The sequence below is a fragment of the Siccirubricoccus phaeus genome (genome assembly GCF_008360935.1).
In the GTDB taxonomy this organism is placed as follows: domain Bacteria; phylum Pseudomonadota; class Alphaproteobacteria; order Acetobacterales; family Acetobacteraceae; genus Siccirubricoccus; species Siccirubricoccus phaeus.
The window spans coordinates 308303-328247 of record NZ_SRXO01000005.1; the positions used below are offsets into that span (position 1 = coordinate 308303).

19 protein-coding genes are annotated in these 19945 nt (G+C 72.7%); 10 read left to right on the forward strand and 9 right to left on the reverse strand.

Translation table 11 applies throughout. The annotated features are described in order from the left end of the window. Nucleotides 1–296 precede the first annotated feature (296 nt). From E5N76_RS09760 to ygfZ, 3 genes are all read right to left on the reverse strand, one after another. On the reverse strand, nt 297–1721 hold the full coding sequence (locus E5N76_RS09760; RefSeq protein WP_187830081.1) for a hypothetical protein: 1425 nt from the start codon (nt 1719–1721) through the stop codon (nt 297–299). Between the two features lie 408 nt (nt 1722–2129). Beyond that, entirely contained in the window at nt 2130–2591 is a 462-nt protein-coding gene (locus E5N76_RS09765) for a methyltransferase family protein (protein WP_149537099.1), read from the reverse strand. Then, nucleotides 2588–3409 carry a CAF17-like 4Fe-4S cluster assembly/insertion protein YgfZ gene (gene ygfZ / locus E5N76_RS09770; protein WP_149537100.1) on the reverse strand — a complete coding sequence of 274 codons (822 nt, stop codon included), beginning with the start codon at nt 3407–3409 and terminating at the stop codon, nt 2588–2590. Before ygfZ ends, E5N76_RS09765 begins: the two co-directional genes overlap by 4 nt. Nucleotides 3410–3682: 273 nt before the next feature. Between ygfZ and E5N76_RS09775 the strand changes: the two genes are divergently transcribed. The 6 genes from E5N76_RS09775 to E5N76_RS09800 all read left to right on the forward strand — a co-directional run bounded on the left by E5N76_RS09775 (nt 3683) and on the right by E5N76_RS09800 (nt 9933). Further along, on the forward strand, nt 3683–4603 hold the full coding sequence (locus tag E5N76_RS09775) for a glycosyltransferase family 9 protein (protein ID WP_149537101.1): 921 nt from the start codon (nt 3683–3685) through the stop codon (nt 4601–4603). Then, complete coding sequence (locus tag E5N76_RS09780; RefSeq protein WP_235907640.1) at nt 4600–5493, forward strand: glycosyltransferase family 2 protein; 894 nt, start codon at nt 4600–4602, stop codon at nt 5491–5493. The genes E5N76_RS09775 and E5N76_RS09780 overlap by 4 nt, the downstream gene beginning before the upstream one ends. Nucleotides 5494–5558: 65 nt before the next feature. Beyond that, nucleotides 5559–6587, forward strand: coding sequence for a glycosyltransferase (locus E5N76_RS09785; RefSeq protein ID WP_187830090.1), 1029 nt, complete (start codon nt 5559–5561; stop codon nt 6585–6587). Further along, nucleotides 6587–8347, forward strand: a complete 1761-nt coding sequence (gene asnB / locus E5N76_RS09790) for an asparagine synthase (glutamine-hydrolyzing) (RefSeq protein ID WP_149537102.1) — start codon at nt 6587–6589, stop codon at nt 8345–8347. The genes E5N76_RS09785 and asnB overlap by 1 nt, the downstream gene beginning before the upstream one ends. 283 nt (nt 8348–8630) lie before the next feature. Further along, nucleotides 8631–8927, forward strand: a complete 297-nt coding sequence (locus E5N76_RS09795) for a hypothetical protein (RefSeq protein ID WP_149537103.1) — start codon at nt 8631–8633, stop codon at nt 8925–8927. 43 nt (nt 8928–8970) lie between these two features. After that, nucleotides 8971–9933, forward strand: coding sequence for a Bug family tripartite tricarboxylate transporter substrate binding protein (locus E5N76_RS09800; RefSeq protein WP_149537104.1), 963 nt, complete (start codon nt 8971–8973; stop codon nt 9931–9933). Nucleotides 9934–10270: 337 nt separating this feature from the next. Here the strand turns inward: E5N76_RS09800 and E5N76_RS09805 are convergent, their stop codons facing one another. Further along, nucleotides 10271–11242: a TRAP transporter substrate-binding protein gene (locus E5N76_RS09805; protein WP_149537105.1), complete on the reverse strand. Its 972-nt coding sequence runs from the start codon at nt 11240–11242 to the stop codon at nt 10271–10273. 294 nt (nt 11243–11536) lie between these two features. Here E5N76_RS09805 and E5N76_RS09810 point away from each other — a divergent pair, with 294 nt between their 5' ends. Then, the gene (locus tag E5N76_RS09810; protein ID WP_149537106.1) at nt 11537–12043 is read left to right on the forward strand and encodes a cupin domain-containing protein; all 507 of its coding nucleotides are present in this window, start codon (nt 11537–11539) and stop codon (nt 12041–12043) included. A gap of 150 nt (nt 12044–12193) precedes the next feature. On the opposite strand, the gene E5N76_RS09815 is transcribed toward E5N76_RS09810, so the two are convergent. After that, entirely contained in the window at nt 12194–12520 is a 327-nt protein-coding gene (locus E5N76_RS09815; RefSeq protein WP_149537107.1) for a 2Fe-2S iron-sulfur cluster-binding protein, read from the reverse strand. A 3-nt stretch (nt 12521–12523) separates the two neighbouring features. Next, on the reverse strand, nt 12524–13504 hold the full coding sequence (locus tag E5N76_RS09820) for a Bug family tripartite tricarboxylate transporter substrate binding protein (RefSeq protein WP_149537108.1): 981 nt from the start codon (nt 13502–13504) through the stop codon (nt 12524–12526). 115 nt (nt 13505–13619) lie between these two features. Here E5N76_RS09820 and E5N76_RS09825 point away from each other — a divergent pair, with 115 nt between their 5' ends. Further along, nucleotides 13620–14405 carry an SDR family NAD(P)-dependent oxidoreductase gene (locus E5N76_RS09825; protein ID WP_149537109.1) on the forward strand — a complete coding sequence of 262 codons (786 nt, stop codon included), beginning with the start codon at nt 13620–13622 and terminating at the stop codon, nt 14403–14405. Between the two features lie 88 nt (nt 14406–14493). On the opposite strand, the gene E5N76_RS09830 is transcribed toward E5N76_RS09825, so the two are convergent. Beyond that, a complete protein-coding gene (locus E5N76_RS09830) occupies nt 14494–15102 on the reverse strand; it encodes a cysteine dioxygenase family protein (RefSeq protein WP_328593057.1) in 609 nt (202 codons plus the stop codon). A 59-nt stretch (nt 15103–15161) separates the two neighbouring features. Here E5N76_RS09830 and E5N76_RS09835 point away from each other — a divergent pair, with 59 nt between their 5' ends. Then, nucleotides 15162–15644 (forward strand): cupin domain-containing protein, encoded by a 483-nt coding sequence (locus E5N76_RS09835; protein WP_207791925.1) that lies wholly within the window; start codon nt 15162–15164, stop codon nt 15642–15644. A gap of 170 nt (nt 15645–15814) precedes the next feature. On the opposite strand, the gene E5N76_RS29445 is transcribed toward E5N76_RS09835, so the two are convergent. Continuing rightward, nucleotides 15815–16843 carry a hypothetical protein gene (locus tag E5N76_RS29445; protein ID WP_187830082.1) on the reverse strand — a complete coding sequence of 343 codons (1029 nt, stop codon included), beginning with the start codon at nt 16841–16843 and terminating at the stop codon, nt 15815–15817. A gap of 138 nt (nt 16844–16981) precedes the next feature. On the opposite strand from E5N76_RS29445, the gene E5N76_RS09845 reads away from it, so the two are divergent. Then, nucleotides 16982–18895, forward strand: coding sequence for a type VI secretion system contractile sheath domain-containing protein (locus tag E5N76_RS09845; RefSeq protein WP_149537111.1), 1914 nt, complete (start codon nt 16982–16984; stop codon nt 18893–18895). Nucleotides 18896–19063: 168 nt separating this feature from the next. Here the strand turns inward: E5N76_RS09845 and E5N76_RS09850 are convergent, their stop codons facing one another. Beyond that, on the reverse strand, nt 19064–19927 hold the full coding sequence (locus tag E5N76_RS09850; RefSeq protein WP_149537112.1) for an ATP-binding protein: 864 nt from the start codon (nt 19925–19927) through the stop codon (nt 19064–19066). Nucleotides 19928–19945 lie beyond the last annotated feature (18 nt).

The window sequence follows — 19945 nt, forward strand, 5'->3', positions numbered from 1 at the left end:
GGGCGGAGCCTCGACATGCCGGAGCGCGGCGGCGAACGGGCGGGGATGCGCAGGATGACTTCGCCGGATGCCCAGGATGGCTTCGCCGGCTGGCCCTGGCGGGGCTTCGACAGTGCCGGAGCGCACGGCCGCGCGGCGGTGAACCGGCAGGGATGCCCAGGACGGCTTCGCCGGCTGGCCCTGGCGGGGCTTCGACAGTGCCGGAGCGCACGGCCGCGCGGCGGTGAACAGATAGGGCGCGCAGGACGGCCTCGCCATCGGCGCGAGACCTCGACAACGCCGCGCCGGCCGCCGCCTCACGCCCTGGCGGCGGGCCGGGCCAGCCAGGCCACCCAGGCGGCCATGGGGAACACCACCAGGGTGCGGGCCATCCAGGCGGTGTGCAGCAGGGTATGGTTGAGGAACAGCACATACCAGCCGAGCATGGCGCCGCAGGCCGCCAGGGCCCACCACAGGTGCGGCGAGACCCCGCCGCGCCGCGGCAACCCCGCGCCGAACCGCCAGGCCAGCACCCCCACACTGCCCGCCAGCAGCGCCAGGCCGAAGACCCAGGCGGCGGTGCCGCCGAGGCCGAGCCGCCAGGCGCCGGCCCCCGGCACGAAGGCGAAATAGGCCAGCCGCGCCGCGACATAGGGCAGCCGCCACCAGGGCTCCGTATCCAGCCGCGTCACGTCGAAGCCGAGGGCGGCGAGGCGCGCCGCCTCGCGCGGCGACATCTCCGGCACCACCGGGCCGTAGATGCGGTGCAGCAGCCCGCTGCCCTCCGCCGCCGGCGCGACATCGGCGAAGAGCAGCGCCCCGAGCGCCAGCTTGGCGGCCAGCGGCAGGACGACGCCGAGGCCGAAGCCGGCAAGGTCCCGCGCCACCGCCCGCCAGCCTGGCGGGCTTGGCTGGGCCGCGGCAGCCAGCAGGATCAGCGCCACGGCCAGCGGCCACTGGCCGGTGAGGAATTCGAGCATGGAGACGGCCGCGCCCAGCAGGCCCAGCAGCAGCCCCCGCGCGGCCGGCGCCGGCGGCGCCAGGTAAAGCGCCCAGAGCAGCACCACCACCGGCAGGTCGGAGAGCGCATGGCTCCAGTAGCGGCCGAACATCGGCAGCGCATGGAAGGCCAGCAGGCAGAGCGCGTAGCCGGCGAAAGCCGCGTCCCGCAGCGCCTCCGGCGTGCCCTGCCGCTGCCGGCCGCGCCAGCCGGCCAGGAGGGCGAGGCCCGCCAGGGCCAGGGCGACGGCGGTGGTGACGAGGCGTCGCAACCCCTCCGGCCCGGTCAGCGGCAGCAGCAGCGTGGCCAGCACGCGCTGGCCGTGCAGGTAGCGGTCGTAGCGATGGGCGGGCGGGTCCGGGTCGGTGGTCAGCAGCTCCCCCAGCCGCTCGCAGCGCGCCTGCACCGGGTCGCCGGCCGGCTCGGGCTCCAGCCGCGTGGGGATGCGGGGGGAGAAGGCGTCGCGGGCAAGGTCCTGGCGCGGCAGGACCAGCATCATGAAGATCAGGCAGTCATTGCTGTCCCAGGCCGGGACCTCGCGGCTGCCGAGCGGCAGGCTGAAGGTGCCAAGGCTGGCGGAGAAGCTGCCCGCTTCCAGGCTGGCGCGCAGGCGTTCCCGCGCCGGCCCGGGGTCGCGCGTGGCGGCCAGCAGGGAAAGCAGGGCGAAGAGAAGGCTGAGGAGCAAGGCACCACCGCCGGCGGCGGCGAGGCTGCCGCCGGTACTGCGCAAGGCCGTCCGCATGCTGAATCCGCTGGCTGTCGGGCGTTTCTCTATGGCCGGCCCCGGCGTGGAACAAGAGCCGGGCGGCCCGCGCCCAGGCTGATCGGCTGGAGCGTGATCGGTTGAGGTCGAATCGACCGAAACCGTGAATCACGCGACCGAACAATGAGTTGGTGTCCTGCCCGCGAAGTTCGCTGGATTTCCAGCGAACGCAGCGGACAAGCAGGCCACTGAAAACAGAAGCTGGTGGCCCGAGAACGAAGTCCGCAGGACTTCGGAATCGGGACACTAGAGCGGGGCGGATGAGCGCAGCTCAACCGATCCCGCTCCAGAGCATTTTCAAGTCCGCGGAATCGCCGGACGACTCGGAAAATGCGACAGAACGGGAAGCTGGAGCGGGTTCACGAGCACAGGCGAGGTGAAGCCGCTCTAGACCCAGCGGCGCACCCGGCGGCGATAGGCCGCATAGGGCGCGCTGAAGCGGGTGGCGAGATAGGCTTCCTCCCGCGGCACCACCCGGCGGTCCAGCCAGGCGAAGCTGCCGGCGACCGCCAGCCAGGGCCAGAGATCGCCCCAACGCAGGGCGAAGCCGGCGGCCACCAGCAGGAAGCCCAGATAGATCGGGTTGCGGGTGAAGCGGAACGGGCCGGCTTCCAGGAAGGCGCTGTCCGGCCGGTCCGGCCGCGGATTCGTGCCGGCGCGCAGCATGGTGACGATGGTCCAGAGCGAGAGGCCGAAGCCGAGCCCCATGGCGAGGAAGGCCGGCAGCCCCAACCCCGGCGCCACCGGCAGCGGAAGCTGGCGATGCAGCAGCCAGCCCAGCAGCACCAGCCCGCCCACGGCGAGCGGCGGCGGCAGCCGCACCCCGGGGCCGTGATCCGCGCCGCTCATGCCTCGGCGCGGGCGGGCAGCGCCATCCAGCCGGGCAGGCGGGGGGCCAGCAGGGCCTCGCCGCATTGCAAGTCGCGGCCATCCAGCGCTTCCAGCCGCAGCAGGGCGATGCCCAGGCCGTCCTGGCCGGAGCGCATCTCCCCCACCTCCACCCCGGCGGAGAGGATGGGCGTGCCATGGGCGGGCAGCGGCCCCGAGACCGTCACCGGCACCAGCCGCCGCTTCAGCAGGCCGCGGTACCTGGTCCGCGCCGTCAGCTCCTGCCCCATGTAGCAGCCCTTGCTCCAGGAGATGCCGTGCAGCTCGTCGAAGCCGGCTTCCAGCAGCACGGTCTGCTCCGGGGCGAGGTCGCGCGGGGAGGGCAGGCCGAGGGCGAGGCGGTGGCGGTCATAGGCCTCGGGCGTGGCGTCGGTGGCGAGCGGGGTGGCGGAAAGGGCGCGCCAGCCGGCCTCCGCCAGGCGCGGATCGGGGGCGGCGCTGGCGTCGGGCGGCGGGGCCGCGTCGCCCCAGCCGGCGAAGACGGCCAGCTCCGCCCCGGCATTCCGCAGCGCCACCTTGGAGCGCAGGCGGAAGCGGGCGAGGCGCTGCAGCAGCATGGCGGTCTGGGCCGCCTCGCAGTCCAGCAGCAGGCGCTCGCCCGCGGCGAAGATGAAGAAATCCGCCAGCCATTTGCCCTGCGGCGTCAGCAGCGCGGCGAAGACGGCCTGGCCCGGCGCCGCGGCGGCGACGTCGTTGGAGACGAGGCCTTGCAGGAAGGCTACCCGGTCCTCGCCGGCGAGTTCGATGACGCCCCGTTCGGGCAGAGCGGTGATCGGCATGGCTGGAAGGTGGGCGGTGCAGGGCGCGGGCGCAACCGGCACCGGCGGGGGAAGATCGAGGCCGCTGCCCCCGGACCCCCGCCGGCGGGCGGCCACCCCGGACCCCCGGTCCGAGTTTGCGGCTCAACCTGCCGACTCACACCGGGGTCCGGGGAGGGGTCCCTCCCCGGCGGGGGTCGGACGCACTGCGTCCAACGGCGGCAGCGCCCCCTGCCGGGGCCGGCGGCGAAGCCCCCCTCGGACGCCACCCCAACCCGTGCTAGACGCCGCCGGGTGCGCATCCTGTTCATCTCCTCCACCCGGATCGGCGATGCCGTGCTTTCCACCGGGCTGCTGGACCATCTGATCCGCCGCCATCCTGGCGCCGAGGTGGTGGTGGCCTGCGGCCCGGCCGCGGAGGGCGTCTTCGCCCGCATGCCGAACCGGGCGCGCACCATCCTGTTGGAGAAGCATCGCTGGAAGCTGCATTGGCTGCGGCTGTGGCGGCAGGTGGCCGGCACGCGCTGGGATCTGGTGGTGGACCTCCGCGCCTCCGCCTTCGCCTGGACGGTCAGGGCGAAGCGCCGGGTGGTGATGCGGGGCGGCCGGCATCCGGGCCACCGGCTGGCCCAGCTCGGCGCGCTGCTCGGCCTGTCGCCGCCGCCTTTGCCGGTGGCCTGGACGGCGCCGGAGGATCGCGCCCGCGCCGCCGCGCTGCTGCCCGGCGGCAGCGCCTGGATCGCCCTCGGCCCCACCGCCAATTGGGCCGGCAAGGTCTGGCCGGCGGAGCGTTTCGTCGCGCTGTTCGAGGCGCTGACGGCGCCGGGCGGCGCCCTGCCCGGGGCGCGCGCCGCCGTGCTGGGCGGGCCAGGGGAGGTGGAGCGGAGAATGGCCGCGCCGGTGCTGGCCGCGCTCGGCGACCGTGCGGTGGACCTGGTCGGCCGCCTGGCCCTGCCGGAGGCGGCGGCGGTGCTGGCGCGCTGCGCCCTGTTCGTCGGCAACGATAGCGGGCTGATGCATCTCTCGGCCGCGGCGGGGACGCCGACGCTGGGGCTGTTCGGCCCTTCCCGGGTCGTGGAATACGGCCCCTCCGGCCGGCGCGTGGCGGCGGCGGTGGCGCCGGATTCGCCGGCGGGGGGCAGCATGCCGGGGTTGACGCTGGAAGCGGCTCTGGCGGCAGCGGAGGGGCTGCTGGCGGCGAAGGTGGCCGCGTGAGCGGGGCGGGCGCGATGACGGCGGACGCGGCTTCACCCCCATCCCCGCCCTTCGCCGCGGGAAGCGTGCGGCTTTCGGCCCTGGTCGTGGCGCGGAACGAGGCGGCGCGGCTGCCCGCCTGCCTCGCCACGCTGGGCTTCGCGGATGAGATCGTGGTGGTGCTGGACCGCACCACGGATGGCTCTGCCGGGATCGCCCGCGCCGCCGGCGCCCTTGTGCTGGAAGGCGAATGGGAGCTGGAAGGGGCGCGGCGCAATGCCGGCATCGCCGCCTGCACCGGCGACTGGATCCTGGAAGTGGATGCCGACGAGCAGGTGGAGTCGGCACTGGCGGCGGAAATTCGCGCGGTGATCGCCGCCTCCCCGCATGGCTGGCACACGGTGCGGCTGGACAATTACATCGGCACAAGGCTGGTCCGGCATGGCTGGGCCGGCAGCTTCGGCACCTCGGCCAAGCCGGTGCTGTTTCGCCGCGGCGCCAAAAGGTGGCGCGACCAGCGCGTGCATCCGGGGCTGGAGCGGCAGGGCAGCGAGGGCCCGCGCCTCGCCCGCGGCGCGCTGGCGCATTACGTGGACCGCGACATCTCCGACATGCTGCGGCGGCTGGACCGCTATTCCTCCGCCAAGGCGGCGGATCTGCTGGCGTCCGGGGATATCGGCTCGCTGGCGGGCAATCTGCGGCGCTGCGTGACGCGGGGGTGGAAATCCTATGTCTCGCGCAAGGGCTACCGGGAGGGCGGCTGGGGCGTGCTGCTGGCCTTCTGCACCGCCGCCTTTCCGCTGCTCTCCTATCTGAAGGCGCGGCTGGAGCCGGAGAAGCACCGGCCGTTGCAAGTGCGGCCCGGCACCGCCACCTCTGCCGGCATGCCGGATGCCGACCCGCCGCCGTGAGCGCTGCCCTGGACCTGCCGGCGCCCGCAGCGGCGCCGACCGCGCCGCTGCGCATCGCCCATGTCATGGCCGGCGCGGCGATGGGCGGGGCGGAGGCCTTCTATGAACGCCTGGTCGCCGCCCAGCACGCCGCCGGGGAGCAGGTGCTGGCGGTGATCCGCGCCGAGCCCGGCCGGGCGGCGCGGCTGCGGGCGGCGGGCGTCGATCCGGTGGAACTCGGCTTCGGCGGGCCGCTGGACCTGCTGACCGCGCCGCGGCTGCGCCGGGCGCTGGCGGCGTTCCGGCCGCTTGTGGTGGTTGCCTGGGCCAACCGGGCCAGCCGCTTCGCCGGGGCGGTGAAGCGGCGCGGCGGGGGCCCCTGGACGCTGATCGGCCGCATGGGCGGCTATTACGATCTGAAATACTACCGCGATTGCGACCATGTGGTCGGCAATACGGAAGATCTGCGGCGCTGGATCATCGCGGGCGGGGTGGCGCCGGAACGGGCGCATTACCTGCCGAATTTCGCCGCGGAGCTCGCCGGCACCGCGCCCGCCGCGCTGCCGGCGCCGCCGGGCGCGCCGAAGCTGCTGGCGCTCGGCCGGCTGCACCGCAACAAGGGCTTCGACGTGCTGCTGCGGGCGCTGGCGCTGCTGCCCGGCGCGCATCTCTCGATCGGCGGCGAGGGGCCGGAACGGGCGGCGCTGGCGGCGCTGGCGGCGGAGCTGGGGGTGGCGGGGCGCGTGGCCTTCCTCGGCTGGCGGCAGGATATCGGCGCGCTGCTGGCGGCGTGCGACCTGTTCGTCTGCCCCTCCCGCCATGAGCCGCTGGGGAATGTGGTGCTGGAGGCCTGGTCGGCCGGGCGGCCGGTGGTGGCGGCCGATACCGCCGGCCCGGCGGCGCTGATCGCGGATGGCCGCACCGGCCTGCTGGTGCCGAAGGAGGATCCGGCGCCGCTCGCCGCCGCCATCGCCGGGCTGCTGGCGGAGCCGCTGCGGGCCGCCGCGCTGGCCGCCGCCGGCAGGGCGGAGTTCGAGCGCGCCCATGCGGCGCCGGCGGTGCTGGCGCGCTGGCGGGAATTCCTGGCGGCGGTCGCGCCGCGGGGCCTGCGCTGATGTGCGGCCTCGCCGGTCTCGCCCTGGCCACCGGCCAGGCGCCCGCCGCCACGGTGCTGGAGGCGATGACGCGGGCGCTGGCGCATCGCGGGCCGGATGGCCATGGCCATCACGTGGTCGGCAATGTCGCCCTCTCCCACACCCGCCTCGCCATCATCGACCTGGTCACCGGCGACCAGCCGCTGTTCGCCGGCCCGGCGGCGCTGGTGGCGAATGGCGAGGTCTACAACTACCGGGAGCTGCGCAGCGAGAACCAGCTCCACTGCGCCACCAACAGCGATTGCGAGCCGCCGCTGCACCTCTTCCGCCGCGACGGCATCGGCTTCGCCGACCGGCTGCGCGGCATGTACGCCATCGCCCTGCATGACCGGGCGGCGCGGCAGGTGATGCTGGCGCGCGACCCCTTCGGCATCAAGCCGCTCTACCTGGCGGAGATCCCGGGCGGCATCGCCTTCGCCTCGGAGCCGCAGGCGCTGGTCGCCGCCGGGCTGGTGGTGCCGCGCATCCGGCCGGAGGCACTCGCGGAACTGCTGCAACTGCAATTCACCACCGGGGCGGAGACGATCTTCCAGGGCGTCCGCCGCGTGCTGCCGGGCGAGACCATCGTCATCGCCGATGGCGCCATCACCGAGCGCCATCGCCGCGCCGCCCTGCCGGAGGGCGGGCCGGAGCTCATCACCGTGGAGGCGGCGCTCGCCCGGCTGGACGCGGCGCTGGAGGAGAGCGTGGCGCTGCACCAGCGCAGCGACGTGCCCTATGGCATGTTCCTCTCCGGCGGCGTGGACAGCGCGACGGTGCTGGCGATGATGGCGCGGCTGAACGAACGCCCGGTGCTCGCCTTCACCGCCGGCTTCGACGTGCCAGGGGCGGCGGATGAGCGGGAGGCGGCGCGGGTGATGGCTGCCTCCGTCGGGGCCAAGCACGTCACCGTCGCGGTGAACGAGGCGATGGTCTGGCGGCACCTGCCGGAGATCGTCGCCGCCATGGACGACCCGGCGGCGGATTACGCCATCATCCCCACCTGGTTCCTGGCGCGACGGGCGCGGCAGGAGGTGAAGGTGGTGCTGTCCGGCGAGGGCGGCGACGAGATCTTCGGCGGCTATGGCCGCTACCGCTCCGCCATGCGGCCCTGGTGGCTGGGGGGGAAGGCGCCGCGCAGCCGCGGCAGCTTCGACAGGCTCGACGTGCTGCGGGCGCCGCTCACCGGCTGGCGGGACGGTATCGGCGCGGCGGAGGCGGCGGCGGCCTCGCCGGGCCGCACCCGCTTGCAGGCCGCGCAGGCGCTGGACGTGGCCGACTGGCTGCCCAACGACCTGCTGGTGAAGCTCGACCGCTGCTTGATGGCGCATGGCGTGGAGGGCCGCACGCCGCTGCTGGATACCGGCATCGCGGAGGCCGCCTTCCGCCTGCCGGATGCGCTGAAGGTGCAGGGCCATACCGGCAAATGGCTGCTGCGCGAATGGCTCGCCCGGCACCTCCCCGCCGCCGAGCCCTATCGGCCGAAGCAGGGCTTCACCGTGCCGGTCGGCGCCTGGATCGAGGGGGTGGGGGAGAAGCTCGGCCCGCTGGTGGCGGCGCAGCCCGGCGTGGCCGAGATCGCCCGGCCGGACCGGGTGGCGGCGCTGTTCCGTGCCGCCGGGGGCGACAAGCACAAGGGCTTCGCCGCCTGGCATTTGCTGTTCTACGCGCTCTGGCACCGCCGGCATGTGGAGGGGGTGCAGACGGAGGGGGATGTGTTCGCGGCGCTTTCGGCCCGCTAGAGCATTCAGCTCCGGCGGAATCGCCGGACGATTCGGACAATGCGACCGGACAAAGGGCTAGTGTCCTGCCCGCCGAGTTCGCTGGATTTCCAGCGAAGGCGGCGGCCAAGCAGGCCACTGGCCGCGATCCCCGGGCGGAGGACCAGGATGAACCGTCCTGGCCGGCGCTCCCGTTCACCGGCCGGCACTGGAAAATTCAGGCAGGCGATAAGTAAATGCAGCACCGGCTGATCGGGCCTGCTACCATTGCAACGCCGAACAATGCTTCGGCTGGAGCAGTCCCATGCCAATGCGCGCTTATCGGGCGACGGTGGGCTATGTCGGCGTACATGTCGGCCAGAACATATGGAAATGGACCGGCATCTTTGCGGCCGCCACCGTGATCACCGGCTTCGTGTACGGGCAACTTGGCCGTGGTGCAGGAATATTAGGCGACCTTGCGGCGCTCTTCGGTTGCATCCTCGGCATCCTGGTCATGGTGCGGAGTCAGGTGGGCTTCGTCCCGGCGCACCCGCTGCTGACGGATGAGGATGATCCATCCGTGACCGCTTCGGCCCGGGCCGTCTCGCCACAACCCTAGCGAAAGGCGCTATGCCTGCCGGCAAGACCGGGAGGAGCCGTTCATGACGCCGCGCCGCCGCCTGTTTGCCGCCCCGCTGCTCGCCTTGCCTGCCCTGGCCCGCGCCCAATCCGGCGGCGCCATGCGCCTTATCGTCCCCAATGCCCCGGGCGGCACCAGCGACATCCTGGCGCGGCTGATCGCCGAGCCGCTGGGCCGGGCGCTGGGCGGGACCGTGATCGTCGAGAACCGGGCCGGCGCTGGCGGCAATATCGGCGCCGATCTGGTGGCGAAGAGCCCGCCGGACGGCACCACCATGCTGCTGCTGGATGTCAGCGTGCTGGAGACCTTCCCGAGCCTGCTCGCCCGCATGCCCTATGATGTGGAGCGCGACCTGGCGCCGGTGCAGATGCTGATCTACGCGCCCTATATCCTGGCCGTCGCCAACCGCCTGCCGGTGCAGGACGCGGCGGCGCTGGCGGCGCATGTGAAGGCCCATGCCGGCCAGGTCAGTGCGGCCAATTCCGGGGCGGGGACGCTGACGCATATCGTCGCCCTGTCCCTCGCCAGCCATTGGGGCGGGGAGATGATCCATGTGCCCTATCGCGGCGGCGCGCCGGCGCTGCTGGCGGTGGCCTCGGGTGAGTCGGATCTGACCATGGCAGGGGCGACGCAGTCCCAGCCCTATGTCACGGGCGGGCAGATGCGCGGCATTGCCGTCTCCGGCCGCCAGCGCCTGGCGGCGGTGCCCTCGTTGCCGACCTTCGCGGAGCTGGGCTGGCCGCTGCCGGACTCCGGGACCTGGCAGGGGCTGCTGGTGCAGGGGCAGACGCCGCCCGCGGTGGTGGCGCGGCTGGAATCCGCGGTGGCGGAGGTGCTGGCGATCCCGACGGTGCGCAGCCGCATCGCCGAGCTGGGCGGGGTGGTGCAGGCGGATGGCGCCGCGGCCTTCCGGGCGCGGCTGCAGGCCGATACGGCGGCGTTGAGCGCCGTCATCCGCGCGAACAACATCCGGATGGACAACTGAGCCGGGGGCGCGGCGGTGCCCCCCCTCGGCGCCGGGAGCGGGTGGAGGACGGCAAGGGGCGACGCAGGAGCTTCGACGGGGGCAATCCGGCCGCCCGACCCCGATCACCCTGGCCGCAAGGCCGCGCCGGGCGGGACGAAGCCGCCGCCGCACTCGGCCCCGCTGCACCGGCCAGGGGCCGAGCACCGGCATGGCCCACTCGCCCGGCGCGTGACGGCGCGGCTTTGCCGCCGCGTCCGGGCATTCCGACGGCCGTCCGAAGCCGCTGACCGGACGACCGGCCAATGGTTTTCCCGCCGGCACCGGGCGTCGGCGCGCCGGTCCTCCGGCGCGGGCCTCAGCGCAGCGCGGCGCGGTAGCGGTCCAGCATCTGCGTGCCCTCGGCGCCGGCGCGCTGGGCCCATTCGCCGGTCAGCGTCTCGCCGATGCCGCGCAGCTCGCCCATCATCTGGTCGGACGGCGTCGGGAGCTGCATGCCCTGGCTGCGCAGCCTTTCCGCCTGGGTGATCTCCGCCTGCTTCGCCATCTCCTTCCCCCGCTCCGCCGCGGCGGTGGAGGCGGCGAGAATGGCGTTGCGCATCGCCGGGTCCAGCGCCATCAGCGCGCGGGTGTTGGCGAAGACCGCGTTGCGCGTGCGCATGCCGCCGACATTGTACCAGTAGCGGGTGAAGTCCCAGGCGGTGGTGGAAACGCCGCTCTGCGCCGAGGTGAACATTGTGTTGATCACATTGGTCGCGAAGGCCTGGCTCACTTCCGCAAGCTGCACCGTCACCGGCGTCGCGCCCATCAGCTCCGCCATGCGGGAGGTGACGTTGTTGTAGGCGCGGAAGCGGGTGCCGCGCAGCTCCGCCAGGCTCTGGATGGGCGTGCGGGAATAGAAGCCCTGCGCGTCCCAATGCACCATGTAGAGCAGGGTGAGCCCCTGGCGTTCCAGCCTTGCGCGGATATAGGGCTCGGTCGCGGTGTTCAGCGCCTCCGCCTGCGGCCAGGTCCAGGCGAGGAAGGGGACGCCATCTACCTCGAAGAACGGGTCCTCATTGGCATAGGCGGAGAGCAGGATCTCGCCGAGCTGCACCTGCCCGGTCTGCACGCCGCGCTTGATCTGGCCCATGGGCAGCAGCGTGGCGTTGTTGTGGAGCTGGATGGCGAGGCTGCCATTCGTCGCCTTCTCGATATCGGCGATGAACTGGCGGATGTTGATGGTGTGGAAATTCTCGGCGTAGGGGGTGGCCATCACCCAGCGGGTCTGCGCGGCCGCGGGCAGGGCGGCGCAGGCGAGGATGATGGCGAGCAGCAAGCGCGACAGCATGTCGTGAAGTCTCCCGGGCTCTTTTCGGCCGTGGCGGCGCCTTCCCTGGCCAGCGGGCGGAGGGGCGAGGCGGAGGGATAGCGAGGGATTTGCGGGCTGGGCAGCAGGGCGGCGCTGCCAAGGCTGGTAGCCCTGGCAAGCCGGCCGACGCACCCAGCGCGGAAAAGACCCGCCAGCCCGACCCGATACCCTTTCGCTCACTGGCCTAGGCCAGCGTTTCACGCCCGGATCGGGGCTGCAAGGCTTGCCTGCGGCGGCACGCCCCCGTCATGCTGCGGCGCCGAGGAGGCCGCCATGCCCGATGCCAGCCCCAGCCCCGCCCGCCTCGTCATCCGCCAGCCGGAGGAGGCGCCGAGCTACTGGCAGCCGGTGCCGGCCAACGGCTTCGTCCGCTGCCTGCTGGACCAGGCGAGCACCGGCAGCGAAACGCCCTTCGCCATGGGCACCCAGACGGTGGCGCCGGGCTGCCATGTGCGGGAGCATCTGCACGACGCGAATGAGGAGGCGATCTTCGTCCTGGAAGGGGAGGGGGAGGCGCATATCGAGGGCGCCGTCCATCCGATGCGGCCGGGCGGCATCTTCTTCTTCCCGCGCCACCGGGCGCACAGCTTCCACAATACCGGCGAGGCGCCGCTGACCTTCTGCTGGGTGATCCTGCCGGGTGGGCTGGAGAGCTTCTTCGCGCGGATCGGCCGCGAACGCGTGCCGGGCGAGGCGGCGCCGGCGCCCTTCCCGCGGCCGGAGAACGTGCTGCAGATCGAGGCCGAGACGGTGTTCGGGAGGTTGCCTCCGAAGGGGTGACGAGGGGGACGCAGTGCGTCCAACCCCCTGCCGAAGGCCCTTTTGCAAACCTTGAGTTTGGCGCTTCGCCCGTCGGGTCCAGACTCAAGGGTTCAAGGGGCCTTTCGGCCCTTTGCGGGTGGGGGTTTGGGGGGAGGGCAGCGCCCTCCCTCAATACCCCGGTTGAGACGGCACGCTCACCTCCAACCCATCCAATTCCGCCGTCAGCGGCACCTGGCAGGACAGCCGCAACCCCTCCGGCACCTCCCCCAGCGAGTCCTCGATCATGTCCCGCTCATCCTCGCCGGGCGGTCCCACGCGGTCCCGCCACTCCGGCGCCACCACCACCATGCAGGTGGCGCAGGCGAGCTGCCCGCCACATTCCGCCGGCAGGCCCGGCACATCCTCCCGCACCGCCAGGTGCATCACCGTCGCCTCGCCCGAAGAGGCCACTTCCCGCCGCTCGCCCGCCGGCGTCACGAACACCACCACCGCCATGCGCTACTCCGGTTTCAGCCCGGCCAATTGTACCGCACGGCGGGACAGCGTGCGCTCGGTCTCGATCACCCTGGCGAAGCCCTCCGGCGTCTGTTCCTCCGGCCTGGCGATCAGATTGCCCATCGCCTCCACCCGCTGCCGCAGCGCCGGGTCCGCCAGCGCCGCGCTGAAGGCGGCCTCGATCCTGGCGATCGCCGCCGCCGGCGTCCCCGCCGGGGCCAGCAGCCCGATGAAGGAGGTGAGGCCGCCATTCTCCAGCCCCACCTCGGCGAAGCAGGGCACGTCCGGCAGGATCGCCATCCGCTCCGGCAGGCCGATGCCGAGCATCTTCAGCGCGCCATCCTTGTGCTGCGGCAAAGCGGTGGTGATCTGGTCCAGGGCGGAGGCGATGACGCCGCTCAGCAGGTCCGGGGTCGAGGCGCCGCTGGCGCGGTAGGGCACGTGCAGCAGCCCGGCGCCGGTGGCGGCGTTCAGCAGCTCGATCAGCAGATGGTTCGTGGTGCCCGTCCCGGCCGAGGCGCAGGCCACCTGGCCCGGCCGCGCCTTCGCATAGGCGATGAAATCCGTCAGCGTCTGCGCCGGGAAGCGCGGCGAGACCACCAGCACGTTGGGCGTGCGGAAGCCGAGGCCGATGGGCGCGAAATCCTTCACCGGGTCGAAGGGCAGCCGCGTCATCAGCAGCGGGTTGTTCACCAGCGCGCCGTTGGAGCCGACCAGCACGGAATAGCCGTCCGGCGCCGCCCGGGCGATGTTCTCCGTGCCGAGATTGCCGCCGGCGCCCGGCCGGTTCTCCACCACCACCGGCTGGCCCAGGCGCTGCGACATGCTGGGCGAGACGATGCGGATCAGCGTGTCCAGGTTGCCGCCGGCGCCGAAGGGCACGACCAGGCGGATGGGCCTATCCGGCCAGGCGGGCTGGGCGAGGGCGGGGCGGGCAAGCGGGGCAAGCAACAGCGCGGCCAGGCCGCGGCGGGCGATGGGCATGGGTTCCTCCGGGATTGTCCTTGGGCCTTGCCCGCCAGCCTGTGGCCGGGCGGGCCGGCTTTCAAGCCCGGCCCAGGCGGTGCAGTCTGCGCCGCAACCCGTGGAGGAATGCTTGATGCCCTACGCCCCTTTCGACCTCACCGGCAAGGTTGCCCTCGTCACCGGCGGCAATGGCGGCATCGGCCTCGGCATGGCGGAGGCCATGGCGCAGGCCGGGGCCGACATCGCCATCTGGGGCACCAACAAGGAGAAGAATGAAGCCGCCAAGGCCAGGCTGGAGGCGACCGGCCGGCGCATCCTGGCGCTGGCCTGCGACGTGACGGAGGAAGCGGCGGTGGAGACGGCCTTCGCCGAGACGCTCCGCGTGCTCGGCCGCGTCGATGGCTGCTTCGCCAATGCCGGCATTTCCGGCGGCCGCTCCGGCCCCTTCCTGGAGCGGACGCTGGAGCAGTGGGAGCGGGTGCTGAAGGTGAACCTCACCGGCGCCTTCCTTACCTTCCGCGCCGCGGCGCGGCACATGAAGGAAAGGGCGGAGGCGGGGGACAGGGGCGGGGTGCTGGTCGGCACCGCCTCGCTGGCCGCCATCGAGGGCGCGGCGCGCAACGAGCATTACGGCGCGAGCAAGGGCGGCATGGTGTCCATGGTGCGGGCGCTGGCGGTGGAGCTGGCGCGCTACGGCATCCGCGCCAACACCATTCTGCCCGGCTGGATCGAGACGGAGATGACGGCGCGCTCCATCGCCGACATGAAATTCGCCGGCAATGTCCTGCCCCGGGTGCCGATGCGGCGCTGGGGCACGGGGGCGGATTTCGGCGGCATCGCCGTCTATCTGATGAGCAGCGCCAGCGCCTTCCATACCGGCGACACGCTGCTGATCGATGGCGGCTACGCGCTGTACTGAGCGTCTCGGCGGGTCTTTGCCGCCCTGGCGGCGTCCGCGTGCCGCGACCGAGCGCCACCTCCCCGGCACCTCCCCCGGCACCGCCCTGCTACGCCGGCCGCAGCTCCAGGCTGCGGTCCCAGAGATTGGGCACCGCCGTATTGGTGTAGCCGGAGATGAAGCGCTTCTGCGCCCCCGTCGCCGGGTCGTAGGTATGCCGCAGGATGGCGCCGATATTGCCGCCATAGCAGTGGATGCTGATGCTGGCGCGGTCGGCGAAGGCATTCTCCACCACATGCAGGTCGCCCAACCGCGGGCTGACCGCCACCACCTGGCCGGGCGTCAGCACCTCCTTCTCCCCCGCCTGCATCGGGCTGCCGGGCAGATAGGGGGTGGAGATCTCCGAACCCCGCAGCATGCCGACCAGCCCCCAGACCAGATGGTCATGCACCGGCGTCCGCTGCCCCGGCCCCCAGACGAAGCTGACGACGCAGAAGCGCTCCAGCGGGTCGCAATGCAGCAGGTATTGGCGGTAATTCGGGCCGGGCACGGCGTAGTCCTCCGGCAGCCAGTCATCCGCCGCCACCAGCCGGCCGAGCAGGGCGCCGCCTTCCGCCACCCAGCGCTCCTCCGCCGCTTCCGCCTCGGCCAGCCGGGTCATGCCCCGCACGAAATCCCTGAGCTTCGCCACGCCGGCCATGCCGCCATCTCCCTCCATTGCGCCTATCCGCCCGAACCATGGCACGCTTCCGCCGTTCGCGCATGGCGGAGGCGCAAATGGAACCGGAAACCCTGCTGCTGCCGGATGACGGCGTGGTGCCGAACAACCCCCGCCTGCCGGCCCTGCTCTGGCGCGGCGCCCTGCCGCCCGGAGAGCCCGAGGCCGCCGAGGCGCGCTTCGCCGCCCATGGCTGGCCGCCCGCCTGGCGCAACGGCATCTACCCCTACCATCACTACCACCCCAACGCACATGAGGCGCTGGCGATCGCCCGCGGCCAGGTGCGGGTGCAACTGGGTGGGGAGCAGGGCCAGGTGCTGGAGCTGCAGGCAGGCGATGTGGTGGCGCTGCCGGCCGGCGTCGGTCACCGCAACCTCAGCGCCAGCGCCGATCTGCTGGTGGTGGGCGCCTATCCGGCCGGGCAGGAGCCGAAGGAGTACCGCGCCGAGAAGCGGCTGCATGACGCGGCCATCGCCGCCATCATCGCCACTCCGGACCCGCCCTGCGAGCCGCTGACCGGGCAGCCCTGGCCCGGGCTGTAAGCGGCCCGGCCGGGCATGCGCGGGCCGGCCGCCACCGACGGCAGGCGATAAGGGCCGGCCGCGGCGGCGGCGCAGCCACCCGGGTGCGCGGGCGGCTGGCCCCGCCGCGCACCGGCAACCTCCGCCGGGCTGCCCCGCGGCAGGCCGGCCCCGCAGGCCCGCTGGCGCGGCTATTTCAGGTTGTCGTTCACCTGCTTCAGGGCGGCGGCGACGCTGGCGCGGATACTCAGCGGCAGGAACGGGTTCTCGTCCAGATCCTTCACCAGCGGGTCGGAGGTGACGAATTTCGCGTAGTCCGTGGCAATCGCCCTGGCCTCGGTGCCAAGCTTCTGCTGCGTCGCCGCATCCGCGGCCTTCGAGGCCTCGTTGAGCTTCACCGCCAGCGCCAGGTCGAAGGCATCGGTCACCGGCTTCACCTTGGCCGCATAGGCTTTCTCGATCTCGGCGGCGATCTCCTGGCCCTGATAGGTCTTCAGGATCTCCGCCTTCAGCTTGTCGATCTCGCCCTGGACGTTGGTGCGGGCGGTGATCCAGGTCTTGGCGGACTGGACGTGCTTCGCCTTCACCTCCTCGCTGGCGGCGGGCGCCGGCCCCCCTTCCGGCGGCGCGGTGTCCTGGGCCGGGGGTGGCGGCGGGGCGGTGGAGACCGTCGGCCCCGGCGGTGGGGGCGGCGGGGGCGGAGGCGGCGCGGTCGAGACGCCCGGCTCCGGCGGCGAGGGCGGCGGCGGGGTGGTGCCGGTGCTGGGCCCGGGCGGCGGCGGCGGGGCCGGCGGAATGGTGCCGGGCTGCGCGTTGGACGGGGCCGGCGGCGCCTGGGTCTCGCCCTCCTCCAGCTCGGAATCGGAGGTGCCGTCCTCGAAATTGATGACGACCTTGGTGTAGCCGGTGCCCTTCAGCGTTTTCTTCAGCTTCTTCGCCATGCCGGTGACGTTCTTGTTCAGCGTGAACGTCACCAGCTTCGGGTCGATATCGGTATCGACCACGACCGTGCCCCAGCGAAGATTGAAATTCTTCGGGTTTTCCTTGTCGAGCTGGCCGGAGACCGCCTTCGGCGCCTTGACCTTGTCCAGCAGGATGAAGGCCATGGTGGCGTCGTTGGTATTGCCCGCGACGGCACAGCTCACCGGTTCCTTCTTGGACAGCCGCAGCAATTGCTTCAGCTTGTCCATGTCCATGCCGATGTTCGGTGTGGCAGCCATGCTCCGTCTCCCTTCGCCGGTCGCACCCAGGGCAGGGGCGCCGCGGCGTTGTCGCCAGCGGCATGATATTCAACTTTGCCGCAAGATGTTAGCCTCTCCGGAACGGTGATAGCCGCGGCAGCGGGGGCGGGACACGCGATGGCGATGGAATATGCGGTGAATTTCGGCAGCCTGAACAAGGCGCCGCGGGCCGCAGGGCCCGCCCCGAAATTCCGCCTGGCGGTCTTCGGCGATTTTTCCGGCCGCGCCAATACCGGGAAGCTGGACACCGGGGCGAAGCTCGCCGCCCGCAAGCCCATCAAGGTGGATGTCGATAATCTCGACGACGTGATGGCGCGGATGAAGCTGAAACTCTCCCTGCCCATCGGGCCGGAGGGCGGGACGGTCGCGCTCGACTTCGCTGAGATCGAGGATTTCCACCCCGACCAGCTCTTCGACAAGGTGGAGGTGTTCGACGGCCTCTCCGACCTCCGCCGCCGGCTGCTGAACCGGGCGAGCTTCGACCGCGCGGCGAAGGAGGTGCTGGGCTGGGGCGGGGAGGAGCCCCTGCCGCCGCCGCCCCGGGCGAAATCCCAGGCCACCGCCGTCGCCACCGACCGCCGGCTGGGTGATTTCGCCCGCCTCGTCGGCGGCCGGCGCATGGCGCCGGCGGCCGAGGCCTCGGTGGAGGAGTGGATCCGCCGCATCGTCGGCAGCCATATCGTGCCGGGCAAGGACAGCCGGCAGGACCAGCTGGTGGCGCGGGTGGACCAGGCGCTCTCCGCCGCCATGCGCAGCCTGCTGCACCACCCGGATTTCCAGGCGCTGGAAGCCACCTGGCGGAGCATCGACTTCCTGGTCCGCCGCATCGAGACCAGCCACCGGATGGAGATCGTCCTCTACGACATCTCCGCCGAGGAGCTGGCCGCCGACCTCGCCGCCTCCGACCGGCTGGAGGAAAGCGGGCTCTACGGGCTGATGGTCGAGGCCCCGGCGATGGACGCCCACCAGGGGCCGCTCTCCGCCATCATCGGCCTCTACGGCTTCGAGCTGGCGCCGCCGCATGCCGAGCTGCTGGGGCGGCTGGCGCGGCTCTGCGCCGCGGCGAATTGCCCCTTCCTCTCGCAGATCGGCGCCGACAGCTTCGGCATGCCCTTCGCCGAGCAGCACCCGCTCATCAAGGAGGCCTGGGGGGCGCTGCAGGCGGCGCCGGAGGCGGCCTATATCGGCCTCGCCGCGCCGCGCTTCCTGCTGCGCATGCCCTACGGCAAGAAATCGGAGCCGATCGACAGCTTCGCCTTCGAGGAATTCACCCGCCAGGGCGGGCTCGGCACCATGCTCTGGGCCAATCCAGCGGTGATGGTCGGCTTCTTGCTGGCGGAGACCTATCTTCGCAGCGGGTCCAAGCTGAAGCTCGGCAGCATCATGTCGGCCAACGACATGCCGTATTTCCTCTACACCGACCCGGATGGCGACCAGGTGCCGCTGCCCTGCACGGAGCGGCATTGGAGCGAGCGCCAGGCAGTGGGGGTGGCGAGCTACCGGGCGATGCCGCTGGTCAGCCTGCGCGGCCGGCCGGAGGTGCGGCTGGCGAGCTTCAACGGCCTGGCCGGGCGGCCGATCGCCGGCTTCTGGGCGCCGGTGACGGAGCGGACGCCGGCCAGCGGCGGCGCGGCGGCCCCGGCGGAGGCCCCCGTGGCGCCGGCCCCGGCGGCGGCCGCTGCCGCCACCGCGCCGGCGGCGGCCGCAGCGGCACCACCGGCCGCGCCGGCGGCGGAGGATGATCTGGACGCGCTGCTGGCCAGCCTCGACACCCCGGCACCCGCCCCGGCCCCGGCGGTACCGGAGCCGACCCCGGCCGAGGCGCCGCCGTCGGAGCTGGACGCGCTGCTGGAAAGCCTCGACACCCTGGCGCCCGAGCCGGCGGCGCCGGAGCCCGAACCCGCGCCGCCACCCGAGGACGATCTGGACGCGCTGCTGGCCAGCCTCAGCGCCCCGCCGCCACCCCCGCCACCGGCGGATTCGGACGCCACGGAACCCGACCTGGACGCGCTGCTGGCCTCGCTGAAGTGAGGCTGGGGGCTTTGCCCCCCACATCCAGGGGCTCTGCCCCTGGACCCCGCCGGGGACCGGACCGGTCCCCGGACCCCGGTCCGAGTTTCAGAGCCGACGGGTCAATCAGCCGATCCGGCCCCGGCTCTGGCGGGACGCGTGCGTCCGGCGGGATGGGCAGGTGGCCCGCTATTCCACCACCTTCCCCTCGCGCCCCGCCAGATCCTGGATGAACTGCCAGGCCACCCGGCCGGACCGGCCGCCACGGGTCACGGACCACTCATTCGCCTGCCGCCGCAGCTCCTCCGCCGGCAGGGCAATGCCCAGCGCCGCGGCATAGCCCTCGACCATGGCGAAATAGGTCGGCTGGTCGCAATTGTGGAAGCCGATCCACAAGCCGAAGCGGTCGCTCAGCGAAACCTTCTCCTCCACCGCCTCGGCGGGGTTGATCGCCGTGCTGCGCTCATTCTCGATCATGTCGCGCGGCATCAGGTGGCGGCGGTTGCTCGTGGCGTAGAACAGCACGTTGGGCGGGCGGCCCTCGATGCCGCCATCCAGCACGCTCTTCAGCGCCTTGTAGTCCTGGTCCTCCTTCTCGAAGGAGAGGTCGTCGCAGAACACCAGGCAGCGCCGGGGCTGGGCGCGCAGCGCATTCAGCAGCTCCGGCAGGGTGCGGATATCCTCGCGGTGGATTTCGATCAGCGCCAGGCTGCCGGGGCGTTCCTCATTGGCCGCGGCATGCGCCGCCTTGACCAGGGAGGATTTCCCCATCCCCCGCGCGCCCCAGAGCATCACGTTGTTCGCCGGGAAGCCCGCGGCGAAGCGCAAGGTGTTCGCCAGCAGGATGTCCCGCTGCCGGTCGATGCCCTGCAGCAGCGGCAGCGCCACGCGGGAGACGCGCGGCACCGGCGCCAGGCGCGGCACCGGCTCCGGGTGCCAGACGAAGGCATCGGCGCCCTCCGGCGCCGGCGGGGTGGGGGGTGGGGGGGCCAGGCGCTCCAGCGCCTCGGCAATGCGGGTGAGCAGGGCGGTATCGGTCGGGATCTCGGACATTCGGTCGCACTTGACGGC

Excerpts from the sequence above, each read along its gene's own strand:
- E5N76_RS09825 (WP_149537109.1), top strand. The coding sequence starts at position 13,620 with ATGCCCTACGCCCCTTTCGACCTCACCGGCAAGGTTGCCCTCGTCACC.
- E5N76_RS09765 (WP_149537099.1), bottom strand. The coding sequence starts at position 2,591 with ATGAGCGGCGCGGATCACGGCCCCGGGGTGCGGCTGCCGCCGCCGCTC.
- E5N76_RS09820 (WP_149537108.1), bottom strand. The coding sequence starts at position 13,504 with ATGCCCATCGCCCGCCGCGGCCTGGCCGCGCTGTTGCTTGCCCCGCTT.
- E5N76_RS29445 (WP_187830082.1), bottom strand. The coding sequence starts at position 16,843 with ATGGCTGCCACACCGAACATCGGCATGGACATGGACAAGCTGAAGCAA.
- E5N76_RS09795 (WP_149537103.1), top strand. The coding sequence starts at position 8,631 with ATGCCAATGCGCGCTTATCGGGCGACGGTGGGCTATGTCGGCGTACAT.
- E5N76_RS09850 (WP_149537112.1), bottom strand. The coding sequence starts at position 19,927 with ATGTCCGAGATCCCGACCGATACCGCCCTGCTCACCCGCATTGCCGAG.
- E5N76_RS09785 (WP_187830090.1), top strand. The coding sequence starts at position 5,559 with ATGGCCGGCGCGGCGATGGGCGGGGCGGAGGCCTTCTATGAACGCCTG.
- E5N76_RS09760 (WP_187830081.1), bottom strand. The coding sequence starts at position 1,721 with ATGCGGACGGCCTTGCGCAGTACCGGCGGCAGCCTCGCCGCCGCCGGC.
- E5N76_RS09800 (WP_149537104.1), top strand. The coding sequence starts at position 8,971 with ATGACGCCGCGCCGCCGCCTGTTTGCCGCCCCGCTGCTCGCCTTGCCT.
- E5N76_RS09835 (WP_207791925.1), top strand. The coding sequence starts at position 15,162 with ATGGAACCGGAAACCCTGCTGCTGCCGGATGACGGCGTGGTGCCGAAC.
- E5N76_RS09845 (WP_149537111.1), top strand. The coding sequence starts at position 16,982 with ATGGCGATGGAATATGCGGTGAATTTCGGCAGCCTGAACAAGGCGCCG.
- E5N76_RS09810 (WP_149537106.1), top strand. The coding sequence starts at position 11,537 with ATGCCCGATGCCAGCCCCAGCCCCGCCCGCCTCGTCATCCGCCAGCCG.
- ygfZ (WP_149537100.1), bottom strand. The coding sequence starts at position 3,409 with ATGCCGATCACCGCTCTGCCCGAACGGGGCGTCATCGAACTCGCCGGC.
- E5N76_RS09830 (WP_328593057.1), bottom strand. The coding sequence starts at position 15,102 with ATGGAGGGAGATGGCGGCATGGCCGGCGTGGCGAAGCTCAGGGATTTC.
- E5N76_RS09805 (WP_149537105.1), bottom strand. The coding sequence starts at position 11,242 with ATGCTGTCGCGCTTGCTGCTCGCCATCATCCTCGCCTGCGCCGCCCTG.
- E5N76_RS09815 (WP_149537107.1), bottom strand. The coding sequence starts at position 12,520 with ATGGCGGTGGTGGTGTTCGTGACGCCGGCGGGCGAGCGGCGGGAAGTG.
- asnB (WP_149537102.1), top strand. The coding sequence starts at position 6,587 with ATGTGCGGCCTCGCCGGTCTCGCCCTGGCCACCGGCCAGGCGCCCGCC.